The 19062-nt window shown below is 64.8% G+C and carries 17 protein-coding genes; 8 read left to right on the forward strand and 9 right to left on the reverse strand.

Annotated elements, in window-relative coordinates; genetic code table 11:
- Window positions 1–70: 70 nt before the first annotated feature.
- Window positions 71–505 (reverse strand): Rrf2 family transcriptional regulator, encoded by a 435-nt coding sequence (locus GT590_RS07270; protein WP_015761046.1) that lies wholly within the window; start codon window positions 503–505, stop codon window positions 71–73.
- A 227-nt stretch (window positions 506–732) separates the two neighbouring features.
- Here GT590_RS07270 and sufC point away from each other — a divergent pair, with 227 nt between their 5' ends.
- Genes sufC through sufU form a run of 5 tightly spaced genes read left to right on the forward strand, consistent with a single transcriptional unit; the run spans window position 733 to window position 5831 of the window.
- Window positions 733–1527 (forward strand): Fe-S cluster assembly ATPase SufC, encoded by a 795-nt coding sequence (gene sufC / locus GT590_RS07275; protein ID WP_114538237.1) that lies wholly within the window; start codon window positions 733–735, stop codon window positions 1525–1527.
- A gap of 9 nt (window positions 1528–1536) precedes the next feature.
- Entirely contained in the window at window positions 1537–2952 is a 1416-nt protein-coding gene (gene sufB, locus GT590_RS07280; protein WP_114538236.1) for a Fe-S cluster assembly protein SufB, read from the forward strand.
- On the forward strand, window positions 2952–4181 hold the full coding sequence (locus GT590_RS07285) for a SufD family Fe-S cluster assembly protein (RefSeq protein ID WP_161170974.1): 1230 nt from the start codon (window positions 2952–2954) through the stop codon (window positions 4179–4181). The genes sufB and GT590_RS07285 overlap by 1 nt, the downstream gene beginning before the upstream one ends.
- Window positions 4178–5404, forward strand: a complete 1227-nt coding sequence (locus tag GT590_RS07290) for an aminotransferase class V-fold PLP-dependent enzyme (RefSeq protein WP_086414798.1) — start codon at window positions 4178–4180, stop codon at window positions 5402–5404. The genes GT590_RS07285 and GT590_RS07290 overlap by 4 nt, the downstream gene beginning before the upstream one ends.
- Window positions 5397–5831 carry a Fe-S cluster assembly sulfur transfer protein SufU gene (gene sufU, locus GT590_RS07295; RefSeq protein ID WP_015761050.1) on the forward strand — a complete coding sequence of 145 codons (435 nt, stop codon included), beginning with the start codon at window positions 5397–5399 and terminating at the stop codon, window positions 5829–5831. Before GT590_RS07290 ends, sufU begins: the two co-directional genes overlap by 8 nt.
- A 3-nt stretch (window positions 5832–5834) precedes the next feature.
- Here the strand turns inward: sufU and GT590_RS07300 are convergent, their stop codons facing one another.
- The 5 genes from GT590_RS07300 to GT590_RS07320 all read right to left on the reverse strand — a co-directional run bounded on the left by GT590_RS07300 (window position 5835) and on the right by GT590_RS07320 (window position 10209).
- Window positions 5835–6422 (reverse strand): VanZ family protein, encoded by a 588-nt coding sequence (locus tag GT590_RS07300; protein ID WP_086414799.1) that lies wholly within the window; start codon window positions 6420–6422, stop codon window positions 5835–5837.
- A gap of 74 nt (window positions 6423–6496) precedes the next feature.
- A complete protein-coding gene (locus GT590_RS07305; RefSeq protein ID WP_161170975.1) occupies window positions 6497–7762 on the reverse strand; it encodes an ABC transporter permease subunit in 1266 nt (421 codons plus the stop codon).
- A 166-nt stretch (window positions 7763–7928) separates the two neighbouring features.
- The gene (locus tag GT590_RS07310; protein WP_114558131.1) at window positions 7929–8810 is read right to left on the reverse strand and encodes an ABC transporter ATP-binding protein; all 882 of its coding nucleotides are present in this window, start codon (window positions 8808–8810) and stop codon (window positions 7929–7931) included.
- Between the two features lie 59 nt (window positions 8811–8869).
- Window positions 8870–9709 (reverse strand): hypothetical protein, encoded by an 840-nt coding sequence (locus tag GT590_RS07315; protein ID WP_114558130.1) that lies wholly within the window; start codon window positions 9707–9709, stop codon window positions 8870–8872.
- Window positions 9706–10209, reverse strand: coding sequence for an RNA polymerase sigma factor (locus GT590_RS07320; protein WP_086414803.1), 504 nt, complete (start codon window positions 10207–10209; stop codon window positions 9706–9708). Before GT590_RS07320 ends, GT590_RS07315 begins: the two co-directional genes overlap by 4 nt.
- A 160-nt stretch (window positions 10210–10369) precedes the next feature.
- Here GT590_RS07320 and GT590_RS07325 point away from each other — a divergent pair, with 160 nt between their 5' ends.
- The 3 genes from GT590_RS07325 to proC all read left to right on the forward strand — a co-directional run bounded on the left by GT590_RS07325 (window position 10370) and on the right by proC (window position 14863).
- Window positions 10370–11350: a bile acid:sodium symporter family protein gene (locus GT590_RS07325; RefSeq protein WP_114551853.1), complete on the forward strand. Its 981-nt coding sequence runs from the start codon at window positions 10370–10372 to the stop codon at window positions 11348–11350.
- Between the two features lie 166 nt (window positions 11351–11516).
- Complete coding sequence (locus tag GT590_RS07330) at window positions 11517–13922, forward strand: AAA family ATPase (RefSeq protein ID WP_114551854.1); 2406 nt, start codon at window positions 11517–11519, stop codon at window positions 13920–13922.
- Window positions 13923–14062: 140 nt separating this feature from the next.
- Window positions 14063–14863, forward strand: a complete 801-nt coding sequence (proC, locus tag GT590_RS07335; RefSeq protein ID WP_114551855.1) for a pyrroline-5-carboxylate reductase — start codon at window positions 14063–14065, stop codon at window positions 14861–14863.
- A 152-nt stretch (window positions 14864–15015) separates the two neighbouring features.
- Here the strand turns inward: proC and cysK are convergent, their stop codons facing one another.
- The 3 genes from cysK to GT590_RS07350 form a co-directional block, all read right to left on the reverse strand.
- Window positions 15016–15945, reverse strand: a complete 930-nt coding sequence (cysK, locus tag GT590_RS07340) for a cysteine synthase A (protein WP_114551856.1) — start codon at window positions 15943–15945, stop codon at window positions 15016–15018.
- A 350-nt stretch (window positions 15946–16295) separates the two neighbouring features.
- Window positions 16296–17408: a DUF3810 domain-containing protein gene (locus GT590_RS07345; protein ID WP_229116982.1), complete on the reverse strand. Its 1113-nt coding sequence runs from the start codon at window positions 17406–17408 to the stop codon at window positions 16296–16298.
- 429 nt (window positions 17409–17837) lie between these two features.
- A complete protein-coding gene (locus GT590_RS07350; RefSeq protein ID WP_114551858.1) occupies window positions 17838–18881 on the reverse strand; it encodes a ribonucleotide-diphosphate reductase subunit beta in 1044 nt (347 codons plus the stop codon).
- Between the last annotated feature and the right edge of the window lie 181 nt (window positions 18882–19062).

Raw genomic sequence — 19062 nt, forward strand, 5'->3', positions numbered from 1 at the left:
CTCGCGTATCGGCCTTCCGAAGCGGAAAAGTCATCGTGATCTAACCCGTTAGAGCCTCGTCATACCCGCGTTAGATTGCAGGAAGGGACGGCAAGCCGGGTTCCCCGGCCAGATCGGCAAGCGTGACGCCGTCGACGTAGCGCTCGATGACCTCGTCGAGGCCGGCCCAGAAACGCACGGTAGTGCATTCGCCCGCTCGCGGGCAGGCCATCCCCTCTTGCAAATCAAGGCACGCCACCGGGGCCGTGGAGCCTTCCACCGCGCGCAGCACGTCGCCCGCCCTGATAGCGGCCGGCTCCTGTGCCAGCGCGTAGCCGCCGCCCTTGCCGCGCACGCTGCGAAGCAACCCTGCCTGCACGAGCGGACGAGCCAGCTGCTCGAGGTACTTGAGCGAGATGTCCTCGCGCTCCGACACCTCGCGCAGGGCAACCTTACCCTCCGCTCCCGCTTGCGCCACGCACACCATGAGCCGCAGCGCATAACGGCCCTTCGTCGATACGAGCATCTCGATCACCCTTCCTTTCCGTTTCGCGCCGCACACGATGGCGATCTCGCGCGGCAGTCCCGCGTCCCTCCCTGCGAACGTATCGCGTGAAGCAGTCGTTCGCACCGGAAGGCCGCCGACCGCTTTCCGTAAATTCTAGCAAACTTGTATGATTAAGTCTTGACAATATCCCGTTTGCCACTATCTTAATCCTAGCAAAACTATATGATTAATGAAAGGCACCTCATATGACGATCACGACGCGCGATTCGCTCCTCACCATCCGCGGGCTTTCCGCCTCGGTTGACGAAACCCCCATCCTGCACGATATCGATCTCGCCGTGGGCCCCGGCGAGACCCACGTCATCATGGGCCCGAACGGCGCGGGCAAATCCACGCTCGGCCACGTGGTCATGGGAGATGCCGCCTACCGCGTGGACGGCGGCTCCGTCGAGTTCGACGGCCGCGACATCACCGACCTCTCCCCCGACAAGCGCTCGCGTGCGGGGCTGTTCCTGAGCTTCCAGGCGCCCGTTGAAATCCCCGGTGTGCCCCTGTCAAGCTTCCTGCGCGCAACCGTCGCCGGCCGCGACGGCAAAGAGCTCAAGGGCAAGCAGTTCAAGAAGCACGTGCGCGCCCTGGCCGACGAGCTGGACATGGATCCGTCGTATCTCGACCGCGAGCTGGGCGTGGGCTTCTCGGGCGGCGAGAAGAAGAAGCTGGAGATGCTGCAGCTGCTGTTGCTGGAACCGAAGCTTGCCATCCTCGACGAGACGGACTCGGGCCTCGACGTGGACGCGCTGGGCGTGGTGTCGCGCGGCATCGACGCGTACCGTCGCGCCACGGGCGGCGCGCTGGTCGTCATCACCCACAACACGCGCATCCTCGAGCACCTCGACGTCGACCGCGTGCACGTCATGGTGCGCGGCCGCATGGTGGCCGAGGGCGACTCCTCGCTCATCGAATCGATCAACGAGCAGGGCTTCGAGCGGTTCGAGCAAGCCGGTGCGGAAGCGGCGCGCGAGCCCGTCGCCGCGCTCTAGGAGGCACGCATGACTAAAGAGTTCCGAACCTATGTGGAGGACGTCGACCGCACGCTGTACGATATCAGCGACGCGACCGACCCGTCCCTCCGGCTCGACGCAGGCCTCACGCCCGACATCGTCCGCGAGATCTCAGCCAAGAAGGACGAGCCGTCCTGGATGCTCGACTTCCGCCTCAAGGCGCTCGACACCTACCAGCGCTTGGAGGCGCCCGACTGGGGCCCCGGCCTCGAAGGCCTCGACATGGATCACATCGTGACGTACGTGAAGCCCGCCACCGACCAGCAGGCCGATTGGGAAAGCCTCCCCGACGATGTGAAGAACACGTTCGACCGGCTGGGCATCCCTGAGGCCGAGCGCGCCTACCTGGCCGGCGTCGGCGCGCAGTACGACTCCGAGCTGGTGTACCACAACATGCAGAAAACGGCTGCCGACATGGGGATCGTCTATTCCGGCATCGAGGAGGCGCTGCGCGAGCCGAAGTGGGAGGCGCTCATCCGGGAGAAGTTCATGACGCTCATCCCGCCCACCGACCACAAGTTCGCCGCGCTTCACGGCGCGGTGTGGAGCGGCGGCTCGTTCGTCTACGTGCCGAAGGGCGTGAAGCTGGACTTCCCCCTGCAAAGCTACTTCCGCCTGAACGCGAAGGGCGCAGGACAGTTCGAGCACACGCTGATCATCGTCGAGGACGACGCCAGCCTGCACTTCATCGAAGGCTGTTCGGCGCCGAAGTACAACGTGGCGAACCTGCACGCCGGAGCCGTGGAGCTGTTCGTGGGCAAGCGCGCGTCCTTGCGCTATTCCACGATCGAGAACTGGTCGAAGAACATGTACAACCTCAACACGAAGCGCGCCGTGGTGCAGGAGGGCGGCGCCGTCGAGTGGATCAGCGGGTCGTTCGGCAGCCACGTGGGCTACCTCTACCCTATGTCCATCCTGGCCGGGCGCAAGTCGACCAGCAGCTTCACCGGCATCACGTTCGCCGGCGCGGGCCAGAACCTCGACACCGGCTGCAAGGTGGTGCTGGCCGCGCCCGACACGTCGGCCACCGTGGAGACGAAGTCCATCTCGAAGGGCGGCGGCGCCTCCACGTTCCGCTCGTCCATCGTGGCCACCGAGAACGCGCGGGGCGCGGCCGCCAGCGTGTCGTGCCAGTCGCTCATGCTGGACGACATCAGCCGGTCGGACACCATCCCTGCCATGGACATCCGCTGCAAGCACGTGGACATCGGCCACGAGGCCACCATCGGACGCATCGGCGACGACAAGGTGTTCTACCTGATGAGCCGCGGCGTGTCGGAGGAGGAGGCGCGCACGATGATCGTGAACGGCTTCGCCGACCCCGTGTCGAAGGAACTGCCGCTGGAGTACGCCGTGGAGATGAACAACCTGATTAAGCTAGAAATGGAAGGGGCCATCGGATAATGGGAACCCTCACGATAGAACACGCGAACGCGATGCCCGCCCCTACCTGGCATCGCCTGCACGTCAACGACGTGGACATAGAGCTGCCGAGCGGCCTTGCAGCCGCCCAGCAGGTGGAAGTGTCGTGCGAGGAAGGGCTGCAGGGAGAAGCGGATGCGTTCGACCGCGCACTCCTTTCCTTGGCCGATCCCGCCCCCATGGCCGCGGAGGGCGGAGCCACATCAGAGGAGGACGCTGCCATGGAGGGGCTCGACGCTCCCGCGCTCTCAGCCTACCAGCTTCAGGCGCTCGAGAACCGCTACCTCTCCCCTGCCGACGTCTTCACCACCGGCATGGGCGACGAGGCGCGCGAATACCTCGAGTTCGTGGCGGGCGAGCCCGTCGTGCTGGCCACGCGCCCTGACGAGCGCACCTGCGCAACGGTGCGCGTCGAGGGCGTGGACGGCGCTGCCAACGCGGCTGCCGTCGACGTGGTGGCCGCTCCGGGCTCGTCGCTGTCGCTGGCCGTCGCGCTCGATTCGCCCGCGCCGGGCGCGGGCGTCGTGGGCGTGCGACTGCGCGTGTTCGCCGGCGCCGATGCGCGGGTGGACGTCGCCGTCACGCAGACGCTCGACGACGGATGGATCGCGCTCGACGATGCGGGCATCGTGCTCGACGAGCGCGCCCGCATGCAGGTGCGCCACACCGTGCTGGGCGCGGGCCGCGCGTACACGGGGCTCGACGCCGACCTGCGCGGCGACGACGCGCGCCTCGACATCGACACGCGCTACCTGGGGCATGCCTCCCAGCAGCGCGACTTCAACTACGTCGCGCACCAGCGAGGACGGCGCACCGTGTGCAACCTCGACGCGAACGGCGTGCTGGCGGGCGAATCGGAGAAGACGCTGCGCGGCACCATCGAGCTCGTGCACGGCTGCAAGGGTTCCGTCGGCTCCGAGCAGGAGACGGTGCTGCTTGCCGACGAGCGCGTGGCGAACCGCACCGTGCCCGTCATCCTCTGCGACGAGGACGACGTGGCCGGCAACCACGGCGCCACCATCGGCCACGTGCGTCCCGAGCAGCTGTTCTACCTGGCCAGCCGCGGTATCTCGCCGGACGACGCCGAGCGCTTGTTCATCACCGCCTCCTTCGAGGAAGCGGCCATCAACGCGCCCGACCAGCGCACCCGCGCATCCGTAACCCGCCTCGCCGCCGCCCGCGGCATCAAGATCGAGGAGGCCGTCGCATGAGCATCGACATAGCCGCGAACCCCTACAAGCAGGACTTCCCCCTGCTGGCGGCCAACCCCGGCCTCGCCTTCCTCGACAGCGCAGCCACGGCCCAGCGCCCTGCCGTCGCCCTCGACGCGCAGCGCCGCTTCTACGAGAAGATGAACGCGAACGCCCTGCGCGGCCTTTATCGCCTGTCGGTGGACGCCACCGAGGCCATCGACGAGGCCCGCGCCCACGTCGCGCGCTTCATCGGCGCCGCCGATGCGCGCGAGGTCGTGTTCTGCCGCAACGCCAGCGAGGCCCTGAACCTCGTGGCGAAGGCGTTCGCCCCCACCGTGCTGGAGCCCGGCGACGAAGTGTGCATCACCATCATGGAGCACCACTCGAACCTCATCCCCTGGCAGCAGGCGTGCCGCGCGGCGGGCGCGCGCCTCGTGTATCTGTTCCCCGACGAGGACGGCGTGATCGGCGAGGAGGAGTTGGGCGCGAAGATCGGCCCGCGCACCAAGATCGTCGCGGCCGCTCACGTGTCGAACGTCCTCGGCATCGAGAACCCCATCGAGTCCATGGCCGAGCGCGTGCATGCCCACGGCGGCTTCATGGTGGTGGACGGCGCGCAATCGGTGCCGCACCTGCCCGTCGACGTGCGGAAACTCGGCGCCGACTTCTTCGCGTTCTCAGCGCACAAGGCGCTGGGGCCCTTCGGCGTGGGCGTGCTGTGGGGCAAGCTCGACCTGCTGGAGGCCATGCCGCCGTTCCTCACGGGCGGCGAGATGATCTCGTCGGTCACGCAGGAAGGGGCCGTGTGGGCGCCCGTGCCCGAGAAGTTCGAGGCCGGCACGCAGGACGCCGCCGGCATCGTGGCGACGGCCGCCGCGCTGGGCTACCTCGAGGGCATCGGCTGGGACGCGTTGCAGGCGCGCGAGCAAGCGCTCGTGCGCGCCGCCATGGAACGTCTGGCGGCGCTGCCCTACATCCGCATCATCGGCCACCCCGACCCGGCGCAGCACCACGGCGCCATCAGCTTCGAGGTGGACGGCATCCACCCGCACGACGTGGCCAGCATCCTCGACGAGCACGACGTGGCCATCCGCGCCGGGCACCATTGCGCCCAGCCGCTGCTGGCGTGGCTGGGCGTGGAGTCGTGCTGCCGCGCGTCGCTGGCGTTCTACAACGACGAGGGCGACATCGACGCGCTCGTCGACGGCCTGGACGGCGTTTGGAGGACCTTCAATGGCTAGCATCTACACCGCGGCGCTCATGGAGCACAACGCGCATCCCGACTACAAGTACCAGATGGACGAGCCCACCTGCACGCACGACGGCGTGAACCCCAGCTGCGGCGACGAGCTGACGCTGTCGCTGCGCCTGAGAGGCGATCGTATAGAGGAGGCCGCCTTCACCGGCCACGGCTGCGCCGTGAGCCAGGCGGCGGCCGACATGATGGCCGACCTCGTCACCGGCGAGACCGTGGGCGAAGCGCGCCGCTTAAGCGGCCTCTACCTCGACATGATCAAGGGACGCCCGCTCACCGACGAGGAGCGCGCCGACCTCGACGAAGCCGCCGAGCTCGAATCCATCGCCCGCATGCCCGCCCGCGTCAAATGCGCCGAGCTGGCCTGGAGAACGCTGGAGAAGCTGCTGGACCAGCAACTGGAAAAGGCATAGGACTCAGTCTGCGCGTCGTCCGCAACGAGCGACGCGCAAACGCTCGTACGCCTTCCACAAGCCGAAGCCGATCGAACCGCCGACCACGTTCAAGATGACATCATCCACATCCACGACGCGATACAGACCGCCAACCACGGCTAGCCCAACCGTCAACTGGGCTAGCTCGATGGCTGCCGAACACGCAACCAGGACAAACAACGTTGTGCGAAATCGATGAAAGCGCTCGGACAGCAACGGCAGCATGAACCCCAGCGGAACGAACATAAGCACGTTACCGCCCACGATGGTTACTGCGATCGTCCACCACCAGCCGGTCTGCGCTGCATCGGCCACCGTTCGAGCGATACCGGCGAAAGGCACGAGATTGATCGTCGCGCCCCATACGACAACCTGATCCTGAGGCGAGCCCAGCTGGAGACCCACCGGAAGCGGAAAGAGGGTGACCGCCGCCACGGCGCCGACGTAGACCGTAAGCACCAGGTAGAGGCACGTGCGCCGCATTCCGACTCGCTGCGCCAAGCATACGACGAGCACCGCTACAAGCGCCACGCACGTCGGCAACGCCATGAACCCTCGATCGAACATCATATCCGCCTCCGCCCCACGCCGCCTCCATCTCTGCCGCCGCTTTCATTATACAGGCATCACCAGACGCGTATCTCTCACACCACCTTGTGCCGCCTGAACGCGCAGGCGGCCAGGGGCACGCACGCCGCCAGCACGAGGGCGTAGACGCACGCGAGCAGACCTATGAGGTCGATTACGAACGACCCGACCGGATACGATACGAGCGAGTTGAACAGCACCTGATCGTTCAAGCCGTTGATCGGGAACAGGTACAGCGCGTGCAGCAGCACGGCGTTGCCGCCGGAGGGGATCATGCCCGTAAGGAAGATGAGCGCCGCACAGGCGGCGAAGATGGCCAGCTGGGAGCGCAGCTTCGACGACAACAGCAGCGTGAGACCCGCCAACCCCAGCGTCATGAGGTAGGCTATCCCCACCGCCGTCCAGGTCGCCTCGGCCATCGTGAGGTCGTACGGGATGGACAGCGACAGCACCTGCACCGGCAAGTCCCCGCCCTCGGCGCCGAAGAACGCGAGCGCGATGCCCATGATGATGAGCGTCGCCAGCGCGAAGTAGGCCGTGGCGAAGGCGAGCGCGGCGACGATCTTCGCCGCCACCAGCTTCGAACGGCCGTAACGCGACGAGAGCAGCACGGCGTCGGTGCGGTCTTGGTACTCCCCCGAGAACACGGGCGTGAGCGCGATGCAGACGGCCACCATCGCGAAGGCGAAGAACCCGAGGCATGCCAGCACGTCGCTCCATCCGCCCGCGTACCCGTAGGCCAAAGGCTCGCCCACCCCGCCCTGCTTCTCCGTCCAGTACGCGCGCTCGGCATCGGAATACGTCCACGTACCGCCCATGCCGTTGTCGAGCGTGCGCTGTAGCTTGCCCGCGATGGCTTCGTAGAACCCGTCGGCGGCGCCGTCGTCGAGCTGCGCCGCCACCTGGTACGGCTCGAGGGCGCCTGCCTTCCACGGCGAGAACAGGTAGACGTAATACGGGTCGTACAGCATGCGGAACTCGTCTTCGCCGTACGCCTGCTTCATGAGCGCGTACGCCGCGTCGTCGCTCAGGCCGGCCACGTCGGCGGGATCCACCTTCGAGAACGCGAGCGCCCGGTAGGCGGCCACCTCTTCCCGCACGCGATCGGCGTCCAGCACGCCCTCGTGCGCGACGGCCTTCTCCTTCTGATGCGCGATGGCGGCGGTGCCGGTCAGCACCTCGTCGGCGTTCGATGTCGTCCTCGTCTGCGCGACGTTGAGCGCCATGATGCCGCACAGCATCACGAGGATGCCTGCGCAGGCAATGAGCGACGTGCGGCGCACGAGCAGCTTCTTGAGTTCGAATCTCACCAGATCAAGCATGGTATATTCCTTCTCTCACCAGTTGAATAAAAGTCAGCGAGAAGCGTCGAGGTGCTCGAGATCGCCCCGTTTCGCGGCCGAGCGTGCTTCGCACGTGAGGGCAAGCGAAAAAGAGGCGAGATCAAGTGCATCGACGCTTCGCAGCGTCGGCACGTTCCGCTGTCCGTCAGGACAGCGGAACCACCTCGTCGCGGAACACGTACAGGTACACATCTTCCAGCGTGGGATCGAGCGCCCGCGCGCCGGCCACCGGAGCCTCGTCGGCCACGACGCGCACCACCGCGTGCCCGTCGGCAGCGTAGTGGACGTTGCTCACGCAGCTCGCAGCCGCCAGCTCGTCGGCGCGGCGCGCGTCCACATGGCACTCCCACACCTTGCCCGTCACCGTCGCGACGATGTCCGTCGGTGCGCCCTGCATGATGAACGCGCCCGCGCGCATGACGAGGATTTCGTCGGCGACGTACTCGACGTCCGACACGATGTGCGTGGACAGGATGACGATCTTGTCTTGCGCGAAGCTGGCGATGAGGTTGCGGAACCGCACGCGCTCTTTCGGGTCGAGCCCGGCCGTGGGCTCGTCGAGCACCAGCACCGCCGGGTCGTTCAGCACGGCCTGCGCTATGCCCAGCCGCTGCTTCATGCCGCCTGAGAACGTGCGCACCTTCTGCCGCGCCACGTCGGCGAGGCCCACCGTTTCCAGCAGCTCGAGCGAGCGGCGGCGCGCCGCGCGGCGATCGAGCCCCTTGAGCGCCGCCAGGTAGCACATGAAGTCGAGCGCCGAGAAGTCGGGGTAGTAGCCAAAGTCCTGCGGAAGGTAGCCCAGCCGGGCGCGGTACTCGTCGCCGAGCAGGCGCACGTCGCGGCCGTCGAAGCGTATCTCGCCGGACGTGGGGCGCAGCACGTCGCACACCATGCGCATGAGGGTGGTCTTGCCTGCGCCGTTCGCTCCCAGAAGGCCGTACACGCCGGGCGTCAACCGGGTCGACACGCGGTCGACCGCGATCTTCGATCCGAACTGCTTGGTCAGGCGGTCTATCGTCAGGTCCATGCCATGCTCCTTGTCATCATAGAGTCGTCGAATTCCGGGATTCGCCGGCATCGCCGGGCTCATCGGGCAGCCGACGCGGGGGCGAACACGTCAAGGCCGCCCTCGATGCCGCGAATCCACGTGCGCACCTCGTGCGCGGCCCAGCCGAGCGAGCCCGCCGCCACAAGCGCCCATGCCCATGTCGACGCCTGGGCGTACGCATCGGGGACGAGGGAGAACGCCGCATACGTGCCCACGATCACCAGCAGCGCCCACGCGCACGACAGCGCCAGCGCCTGCGACGAAGGGCACCGGCGCGCCACGAGCAGCGCGCCCGCGCACGAGAGGAAGTAGGGAACGCACGCGTGCACGAGCGACGCGAAGGGATCGGCGCCGAGCATGACAGGCGCCGCGAGCGCGATGGCGGTGACCGTCACCACGTCCGAACACCCCAGCACGATGAGCCGCGCCAGCGCGACCGCGCAGCAGTCGAAGCGGCAGGCGTACTCGAGTTCGGCCACGCGGTGCGCAGCGCTGGCCAGCAGCTCGGGCAGGCCCACGAGCACCGTCGCCGCCGCCAGCATGCCCGAGACGACCGGGATGCCGTGCGCCATGCCGCTCGACGGGAGGCAGAGGACCGCCATGACGGCCATGAGCGCGAGCTGGGCCACCCATACGCGCGGGTGAATGAAGCGCGCCTGAGCGGCGACGAACCCGGCGAACGCCGCCTCACGGCTCCGCTCGCCCACGGTTGCGCCCGCTGCGGCCTCCGCGCTCGCGCTCGACCGCTGCTCCGACGCCACCGCCGCGCGCACGGCGGCGAGGGCCGCCGCCTTCGACGCCTCGTCCGGCGCGCCGCGCTCGGCGCGGTAGTGCGCTCGCAGCAGCCGCTCCATGTCCCGCTTTCCCACGTCGCTCATGCTTCGTCCTTTCCTTCCAGCCCTCGCCGCAGCTCCGCGAGCGCCCGGTTGAGCCGCCGGTTCACCGCGAACCGCGACACCCCCAGCACGTCCGCGATCTCGCCCACCTTGAACCCCTGGTCGAAGCGCAGCTCCACCACGTCGCGCAGCTCAGGGGAGAGCGCGTCCACCAGCGCGCCCACCTCGCCGCCCCCGATCGCCATCGCCGGGTCGGCGTCGGGCGAGCCGTCGGGCACGTCCACGTCGAGCGGCCCGACGGGAAGCCGCCGCACCCGCGCGGCGTCGATGCAAAGGTTGCGCGCGATGGTGAACAGGTACGCGAGCGGCTTGCCCTCGCGCGGCGAACGCCCGCTGCGCACGAAGCGCAGGAACGCCTCCTGCGCCACGTCCGGCGCGTCGTCGTAGGACGGCGCATGCCGTCGGCAGTACGCCAGCACGTCGTCGTAATGCTCTTCGACCAAGCGATCGAACGCCTCGCCGTCTCGCAGCCCGTTCTTCAAGCCCCGCTTCACCTCCTCTATCTTCTATAACGAATCCTACGATCGTTTGGTGCGGGTTCGGCTGAAAAATCCGGACGCATTCGTTCGGATGCCCCTCGTGCTTTGCCCAGCGAAGCGGTATACTTTCCCAACCCTATCACCTTCGAGAAAGGAATTCCCCGTGAAGACGCTTGCCAAGATCAGCGACTTCGCGGGAAAGTACATGGCGATCATCGCGCTTGCCGTCGCGATTATCGCCTTGGTCTTTCCCGCTCCCGTGTCCGCAGTCGTGAAGACCAGCTACGTGAACATCCTTTTGGGCATCGTGATGTTCGGCATGGGCATGACCCTCAAGCTGGCCGACTTCAAGGTGGTGTTCACGAAGCCGAAGGCCGTCGTCGTGGGCATCCTGGCTCAGTTCGTCATCATGCCGGTGCTGGCGTTTCTGCTGACGATGGTGTTCCAGCTGCCGCCCGAGCTGGCCGTAGGCGTGATCCTCGTGGGCTCGTGCCCCGGCGGCACCAGCTCCAACGTCATGACGTACCTGGCGAAGGGCGACGTGGCGCTGTCGGTGGGCATGACCGCGTGCACCACCGTCATGGCGCCCATCGTCACGCCGCTTTTGGTGCTTCTGTTCGCGGGGCAGACCGTGGACGTGAACGTTGTGGACATGTTCCTGTCCATCGTGCAGGTGGTGCTCGTGCCCATCGCGCTGGGCTTCCTCATCAACTACTTCTTCGAGAAGGCGGCTCAGGCCGCGTCGGCCGTCCTGCCGCTCGTGTCGGTTATCGGCATCTCGCTCATCATTATGGCGGTCGTGGCCGCCAACCAGGCGAAGCTGCTGACGGTGGGACCGCTCATCATTGCGGTGGTCGTGCTGCACAACCTGTTGGGCTACGCGCTGGGGTACCTGACCGGGCGGGCGCTGCGCCTGTCGAAGGCCCAGATGCGCACGCTGTCCATCGAGGTGGGCATGCAGAACTCCGGCCTGGCCACCTCGCTCGCCACGGTGCACTTCGCAGCCATGCCGCTGGCCGCGGTGCCCGGTGCCGTGTTCAGCGTGTGGCACAACATCTCCGGCGCAGTGTACGCGAACATTCTCGCCCGCTCGGCCGGCAAAGATGCCGTCGAGACGGACGAGGTTGAACAGGCCGCTGCGTAACGAGCACACGACGCGGCAGCGCAACCGGTTCGCGAAGGCCGAAGCCCCTCGGAGCTCCGGCCTTTTTCTTGAAAACAATCTGTACTCTGCGCAATTTACTATGATATGATGTATAAAAATTTTCTCATTGAATGATATAAAATTTACTCAATCGAAACGAGGCTTTATGGATGGAAAGTACATCGCCAGACCGCTAGCCAAAACGATAAGATCCGCGAAAAGCAAGGTAATTATCCTCGAGGGAGCGCGTGCCGTAGGCAAAACGATGATGATGCGCCGCGAATTCACGAGTCTCGGATATCAGTATTTCACGCTTGCAGACGGGAACACATTTCGCCTCGCTTCCAAAGATCTTGAGTCGTGGATTTCCGATCTGCCCATACCCGCCATCGTCGATGAGGCGCAAAGGATTCCCGGACTGCCGCTTGCGGTAAAGGAGCGCGTGGACGGTATCGCCAGCGATTCTCCTCTTTTCATCTTAACCGGTTCGGCCTCGATCAACAAATACGGCCTCGACGGCCAGAATCCCCTTACGCGGCGATCCAGGCAACTCACTTTGCACCCCTTCACCCAAAGAGAGCTTGCCGGCATCAGCCGAAGCATCGTCGACGATCTCTGGAAGGGCAAGCCGAACGAACTGTATCGAGGAGCCATCTCCAAAGATGAACTTCGACGGAGGATCTCTATCGGAGGGTTTCCCAGCTATGCTGCCACCATACTTCGGATGAGCGAGAACGAGAGAAGCTTGCAAATCGCCTCCGACATCGACAACGTTCTTGGGGAGACGATCCTGCCAGACGAATACCTTGACAAGACGATAGCGCATGCCGTTTTACAGGAACTGCTCGCATTGCCAGGCGGCATCTTGAACGTCAGCCGACTTGCAGCCGAGCTGCATTACGACAACCGGACGATAGAGCGATACGTCAGCATATTTACGAGACGCTTTCTCATCACTGCGCTTCCAAACCTCCGATCGGCAGCGCACCGGCAGACTATCGCACGCTCGAAAATCCATCCTTGCGACAGCTCGTTCACCACGAACGCGCTTCGTCGAGCTGGCAAAGATCTTGCGGAAAATCCCTCTTTGCTTGGTGGCGCTCTCGAATCGTTCGTGATCAATCAGATAATTCCAGAGACGCAGTGGTCGGACAAGCAACCTGACTGCTTCTATTGGCGCGAACCGGGAAAGAATCCGAAAGAAGTCGATCTAGTCCTTCTTCGCGACCGCGAACTCATAGGGATTGAAGTCAAATCCGCAGCCGCTATCAGATCGGAAGACTTCAACGGGTTAAGAAAGCTGTCGGAAGACGATAGGTTTGTCCGCGGTTTCGTCGTTTACACGGGCGACCGATTCATCAGAGAAGCGGACAATTTATGGGCCATCCCCATCACCGCGCTGTGGCAGGAAGGAGCATTTATGACGGAAGAAAAAACGGACGAGCAGATCTCTACAGGTATCGCACTCCCACGTAACGAGGAGGCTGCAATTGACGCCAGCATATTCCTGAGCTATTGCCACGCGGACAATGAGCACTTGAACGGGGCGATCATTCAACTTGCCCAGAGCATCGTAGCCGAATACACATTTCAATTCGGAAGCTCCATCAGTCTCTTCACCGATGTCGATTCCATCGAATGGGGATCCGATTGGCAGCGTGCACTCGATCAAAACATCGAAGCGACCAACTTCATCATGCCCGCCGTAACCCCGCGTTACCTGAAAAGCGGTCCCTGTCGTGACGAGCTGACGAAATTCTATCGGCAGACCGAGAACTCGCAGAACAGCATGATCCTCTCGCTTGTCTGGCAAGATGTCGACAAAGCGGGCTTCTCCGTGGAAAACGACATCGCCTACAACATCGTGAAGAAGCACCAATACGAGGACGTCGCGGATCTTCAGGATCTGGAACCTCGCGACCAGGCGTACAGGCAGCACGTCAGAAGGATCGTCGGAAAGCTGAGAGAGGTGATCGAGCACAATCTGAACGCAGCCGTCGGCAATCACCCCCTTCCGAACAACGCCTTGGGGAAGTCGGTCGACGAAAAAGGCCTTATAGAGAGGATGGACGAGGTCGCCCAAGAGATACCTTCTTTCGAAGTGGCGTGCACCAACCTGGTCGGCAGCATGAACAGCGTGTCAAAGACCATGGGTGCGAACCCTGCGCCGACAGCGAACCAGCCTGCCGCGTTCGTGAAATGGAGCGCGGATATAGCCCGCGACACGAGCGTGGACCTCGAATCGATGCGCGAGAATCTTGCCGAGATCAACGAAGTATGGCTCGAGCTTCACAGCTTCATGAGAGAAGCCATCGAAACCGCCTCCCATTTGCCAACAGGATCCAGCAAGTCGGATTTCCTCACGGGCATCGAAAACACTCTGGAGGGAGTAAAACAATCATCCAAGATGCCGCCGGACGTAAAGGAGCTCGTAGGTCAATTGCAGATGATCCAGGCGCTGATGCCCCGGCTTAGACCGCTCGCCGCAGGGTTTCAAAACGTCTTCGCAACCTTCGACAGCATCAATTCCATGACCGAAGACCTGCTGGCTCAAGCAAAACGAGCTCGATAGCAGCCCGTCCGCCTCCTCCCCGTGATCCGAATCCTGCGTCACGAAATCGGCGTTTGGTGCCGGGGCGCCGCTGGCGTACAATCGAATCCAACATGAAAAGCATCGCGCGGCGAACGCACGCCCGACGGAAAGAGGACATAATGGCGGACACCACAAGCAGCATCGAGCTCGGCTTCATCGGGTTCGGCAACATGGCCCAGGCGATGGCGCAGGGCCTCGTGGACTCGGGCGCGCTCTCGGGCGAGCACATCCACGCGTGCGCGGGACGCTTCGACAAACTGCAAGCCACGGCCGAGAAGCTCGGCGTGAACGCCTACCGCGAGGCGGCCGAGGTGGTGGAGGCCAGCGACTTCGTCGTCCTGGCGGTGAAGCCCTACCTCATCGAGCAGGTGGTGGAGCCGGTGCGCGAACTGCTTGCCGACAAAGCCGTGATCTCAGTAGCCGCCGGGCGCGACTTCGCGTTCTACGAGGGCGTCCTCGCCCCGAACAGCCGCCACCTCAGCACCATCCCCAACACGCCCATCGCCGTGGGCACGGGCGTGATCGCCTGCGAGCAGCGCCACTCGCTCACCGACGAGCAGCTGCAGACGTTCGAGAACCTGTTCGGCCGGATCGCGCTCATCGAGTGGGTCGACGGCAAGCTGCTTTCCACGGCCAGCTCCATCGCCGGCTGCGGCCCCGCGTTCGCCGCGATGTTCCTGGAATCGCTCGGCGACGCCGGCGTGAAGCACGGCCTGCCGCGCGCCACCGCCTACCGCCTCGCGGCGCAGATGATGATGGGCACCGCCAAGCTTCATCTGGAAACCGGCACGCATCCCGGCGCGATGAAGGACGCCGTGTGCTCGCCGGGCGGCACCACCATCAAGGGCGTGGCCGCGCTCGAGAAGGACGGCTTCCGCGGATGCGTGATCGACGCCATCGACGCTATCGAAGGCGAGTAGTCTCTAGGCGCGTCGCGCAGCAGAACCGCCTCCTCAAAACGCTGTCGCCCGAAACGGACGGTTTTTCGCGAAAAACCGTCCGTTTCGGGCGACAGCGGGCTCTCACGACGACGGGGCCTGCCGCGCGGCAGGCCCCTTCGCGTCGCGGCTCCCTAGAATCCGAACATCGCCGTCGTCAGGTAGCGCTCGCCCGTGTCGGGGAGGATGACGACGATGGTCTTGCCCTTGTTCTCGGGACGGCGCGCCAGCTGGGTGGCGGCGGCCACGGCCGCGCCCGACGAGATGCCCACGAGCAGACCCTCTTTCGCCGCCAGCTCGCGACCGACCGCGAACGCGTCCTCGTCGGCGACGGCGATCACCTCGTCGTACACTGCGGTGTCCAGCGTGTCGGGCACGAAGCCTGCGCCGATGCCCTGGATCTTGTGCGCGCCCGCGCGCCCCTCGGACAGCACCGGCGACGCGGCCGGCTCCACGGCCACCACCTGCACGTCGGGGTTCATGCGCTTGAGGTACGCGCCGGCGCCGCTCACCGTGCCGCCCGTGCCCACGCCCGCCACGAAGATGTCCACGTCGCCGCCCGTAGCCTCCCAGATCTCGGGGCCCGTAGTGGCTTCGTGGACAGCCGGGTTCGCCGGGTTCGTGAACTGCCCCACGATGAACGAGTTGGGAATCTCGGCCGCCAGCTCTTCGGCGCGCGCGATGGCGCCCTTCATGCCCAGCGCGCCGTCGGTGAGCACCAGCTCGGCGCCGTAGGCCTTCATGAGGTTGCGGCGCTCGACGGACATCGTCTCGGGCATGGCGATGATCAGGCGCATGCCGCGTGCAGCGGCGATGGCGGCCAAGCCGATGCCGGTGTTGCCCGACGTGGGCTCGATGAGCACGGTGTCGGCGTCTATCTTGCCGGACGCCAGCGCGTCGTCGATCATCGCCTTCGCGACGCGGTCTTTGACGGAGCCGGCCGGATTGAACGACTCCACCTTGCCCACGATGACGGCTTCCAGGTTGTTGTTCTTCTCGTAGTTCGTCAGCTCCACGAGCGGCGTGCCGCCGATCAGCTCCGATACGCTTTTGCACACGGTCATGATGCGCCTGCTTTCCCGTCTTCCGATCGCGCGCCGCGCGGGCGCCGACCGATGCCCGCGCGCGGCGGGCTCCCTATGTGTCGCACTAAATCCTACTGTATCACTATGTATTAGTCAAGCAGCTGTCGACAGCATCGATCTCGAAGCCTTCCGCATCCAACCGAGGCTTTCCACCGATCCGCGGTCATTATAGCTCTTCCATTCGATGGAGCCCGTCGGGAAGAACAGGAGATCGAGCCCTCGCAACGCGAGAGCGCAGAACGAGCTTCCCGGATGCAAGGAGATGCCGACGCCACGCTGCTGGCCTCCGAGGTCATCCTGCAAGAAGCGGAGGCGGCGGGGTTCTGGGGCTAGGCGCCCTCCCCTTCGGCTCGCTGCTCGGCCAGCAGCAGATCCACCATGCGGCCGTAGCTGCGCATGCCGTCGGCCTGGTTGTTCGCCTTGAGGTAGGTGTCGTTGGCCGCGTTGGAGACGTCTTGGACCGGGCCCTCGTACTGCGCCCAGTGCTCCGCGCGCTGGGCGAGGTCGCGCCGCACCGCCGCCGACAGCCCCGAGCCGATCGCCTTCGCCGCCTCCGGATCCACCTTCCTCAGCGCCGATACGGCGTTGTCGTACGCCAGCAAGTAGCCGCTGTAACGCATCAGCGCGTCGTCCGACTGCTTGCAGGCCAAATACGCGATGAAGTTCGCCTCGTCCTCGCGCATGAAGCCGCACTGATGCGCCAGCTCGTGGGTCATGGTCCACGGAACGACGAAGAACGGGTTGTCCACGTTGATGTTCGACTCCATCGTGAAGGGGAAGAACATGCCGCCGATGTTCGCGTACGACATCAGCTCGGAGGCGAGCACCGGCTTCGGCGGCGAGTACAGCGGCCGATCCAGCACCGGGTACTGCTCGGCCAGCTTCCGCATGGCCTCCACCGACTCCTGCGCGTACTGCTCGAACTGGCCGGGTTCGGCGTCGAACAGGTTCGCGTCGTCGCCCAGCTGCGCCCGCGCCTGGCCCAGCTCGTCGGCGAGCGTTGCAGTGAGCGCTACGAGCTCCTCCTGGCGCTGCGCCGCATCAACGTCGGCTTCCTCCACATCGTAGCCGGTGTGCTGGGTGAAGGTGTAGCGGTAGTAGTTCAGCCCGCACAAAGCGGTGAACAGGAAATACACCGTGCAGCAGATGGCCGCCGCCCCCATGACGGCACGGTAGGCGACCACGAGGCGCTCGCCCTTGCTCACGACGAGCTTGCGGACGCAGTACACGACGTATCCCACGCAGAACAGCAGGAACAACGCCGCAACCCACTCGGCCACCGAGAAGCTCACAAGCGACGGCAGAAATCCCACGACGTTGGACAGCGCCGGGTACACGCCCTGGGCGTACACGTGCTCCGCCCAATCGGGATGCTGCCTCGCGTACGAGGTCGCCGCAAGCGCGACGATGCCGAGCGGTACGAACAGCATCCGCTTGAGCAAGAACTTCCGTATGCCCCGTTTCGATTCGTCGGTTTCCATAGGGTGACAGTATAGCCCGACGAAGCACGCGCACCGCTCCCCCGCCACCATCCTCACCGCATCACCCAAAGCGATGAGCGGGTAGCGCCAGACGCAGACGGGACCGCTGCAAGAAACCCGGGCGTTTCTGCACAAAAACCCGCGACGTTTGATATCGAAGGGGCCGAACGCTGAGAGCCGTCGACAGCGCGTCCCCAAAATGCCCGATCAGGATCGCAGGCTCTCGCAGCCGCAATGCGGGAGATAGACGCGAAGACCTTCCAAAGCCATACGTCGGCGTTTTTTGTGCAGCGCGCAGCGTTTTTCGTGCACGGCAGACCGAGACGGGCAACCCGAGAGCAAGCCCAAACTCCCGCCAACGAGGGTGCGCAAGCGGGAGCGACTCGCACCCTACAGGTCGTCCACCAGGGCGCTCGACTTGGCGTAGGCGGTGCTGCGGGCTTCGAAGAAGTCGGTCTTAATCATGTTCGCGTTCGAGAACTGGCTCACCCACGACATGCTCTCCGGCTCGCGCTCGTGTCCCTCGTACAGCGGCTCGAAACCCAGCTGGGCGCAGCGCAGGTTGCCAAGGTACTGGATGTAGTCGGTGACCATCTGCTTGTTGAGGCCGGCCACGTCGTCGCCGATGGCGTAATGGCCCCAACGTATCTCCTGCTCGCAGCCTTCCTTGATCATGGCGCGATACTCCTCCACCAGCTCGGGCGCGAACAGCTCCGGCTCCTCCTCCTTCAGTTCCAGCAGGATGTTGCGGAACAGCCACAGGTGCGTGTTCTCATCGCGGTTGATATAGCGGATCTCCTGCACCGACCCCGGCATGAGGTTGTTGCGCCCCAGGTTGTAGAAGAACATGAAGCCGCTGTAGAAGTACACGCCCTCCAGGATGTAGTTCGCCACCAGCACGCGCGCGAGCGCCTCGGGGCTCTTGTCGTCCTGAAACTGGTTGTACAGGTTGCCGATGAACTCGTTGCGCGCCAGCAGGTGCTCGTCCTCCTTCCACTGGTACAGCACGTCGTTGCGCTCCTGCGGCTCGCAGATGGTGTCCAGCATGTAGCTATAGCTCTGGCTGTGCACCGTCTCCTGGAACGTCTGGATGGCCAGGCAGAGGTTCACCTCGTTGGCCGTGATGTACTCGCCCACGGCAGGCAGGTTCGCCGATTGCAAGCTGTCGAGGAAGATGAGGAACGACAGGATCTTGTCGTAAGCGCGCCGCTCGGGCGCGGGCAGCTTGCGGTAGTCCTTGATGTCCACCCCGAGGTTGATCTCCTCGGGTATCCAGAAGTTGTTCATAGCCTGGCGATACCAGTCGCTCACCCACTCGTACTTCATATTGTTGAAGTCGTTCAGGTTCGTCGTATTCCCCCCGATCATCCGCCGATCCAGCACATCGGTATCCCCCAAAGGATTGAACAGCGGCTTCTTCTTCAACTGGCTCATAAAACTCTTCCTTCCAGAAAATCAGCTACGGACGAACAATGGCGCAAAGGGCGAGCGAAGCGACGCCCGTCAGGTTGAACCACGATCAGGGAGGGGGTCCGGCGTGTTCACCAAGCGACCTGCTTGCAGGCAGCCGGGGCGCGGTGCCCACCAAGCGAGTTCCATCACGTCGGGGCTGGGG

Source organism: Eggerthella sp. BIOML-A1 (assembly GCF_009875595.1).
GTDB lineage: Bacteria > Actinomycetota > Coriobacteriia > Coriobacteriales > Eggerthellaceae > Eggerthella > Eggerthella lenta.

Coding starts and splice junctions, on each gene's coding strand:
- GT590_RS07270 (WP_015761046.1), bottom strand. CDS start 505: ATGCTCGTATCGACGAAGGGCCGTTATGCGCTGCGGCTCATGGTGTGC.
- sufC (WP_114538237.1), top strand. CDS start 733: ATGACGATCACGACGCGCGATTCGCTCCTCACCATCCGCGGGCTTTCC.
- sufB (WP_114538236.1), top strand. CDS start 1,537: ATGACTAAAGAGTTCCGAACCTATGTGGAGGACGTCGACCGCACGCTG.
- GT590_RS07285 (WP_161170974.1), top strand. CDS start 2,952: ATGGGAACCCTCACGATAGAACACGCGAACGCGATGCCCGCCCCTACC.
- GT590_RS07290 (WP_086414798.1), top strand. CDS start 4,178: ATGAGCATCGACATAGCCGCGAACCCCTACAAGCAGGACTTCCCCCTG.
- sufU (WP_015761050.1), top strand. CDS start 5,397: ATGGCTAGCATCTACACCGCGGCGCTCATGGAGCACAACGCGCATCCC.
- GT590_RS07300 (WP_086414799.1), bottom strand. CDS start 6,422: ATGATGTTCGATCGAGGGTTCATGGCGTTGCCGACGTGCGTGGCGCTT.
- GT590_RS07305 (WP_161170975.1), bottom strand. CDS start 7,762: ATGCTTGATCTGGTGAGATTCGAACTCAAGAAGCTGCTCGTGCGCCGC.
- GT590_RS07310 (WP_114558131.1), bottom strand. CDS start 8,810: ATGGACCTGACGATAGACCGCCTGACCAAGCAGTTCGGATCGAAGATC.
- GT590_RS07315 (WP_114558130.1), bottom strand. CDS start 9,709: ATGAGCGACGTGGGAAAGCGGGACATGGAGCGGCTGCTGCGAGCGCAC.
- GT590_RS07330 (WP_114551854.1), top strand. CDS start 11,517: ATGGATGGAAAGTACATCGCCAGACCGCTAGCCAAAACGATAAGATCC.
- proC (WP_114551855.1), top strand. CDS start 14,063: ATGGCGGACACCACAAGCAGCATCGAGCTCGGCTTCATCGGGTTCGGC.
- cysK (WP_114551856.1), bottom strand. CDS start 15,945: ATGACCGTGTGCAAAAGCGTATCGGAGCTGATCGGCGGCACGCCGCTC.
- GT590_RS07350 (WP_114551858.1), bottom strand. CDS start 18,881: ATGAGCCAGTTGAAGAAGAAGCCGCTGTTCAATCCTTTGGGGGATACC.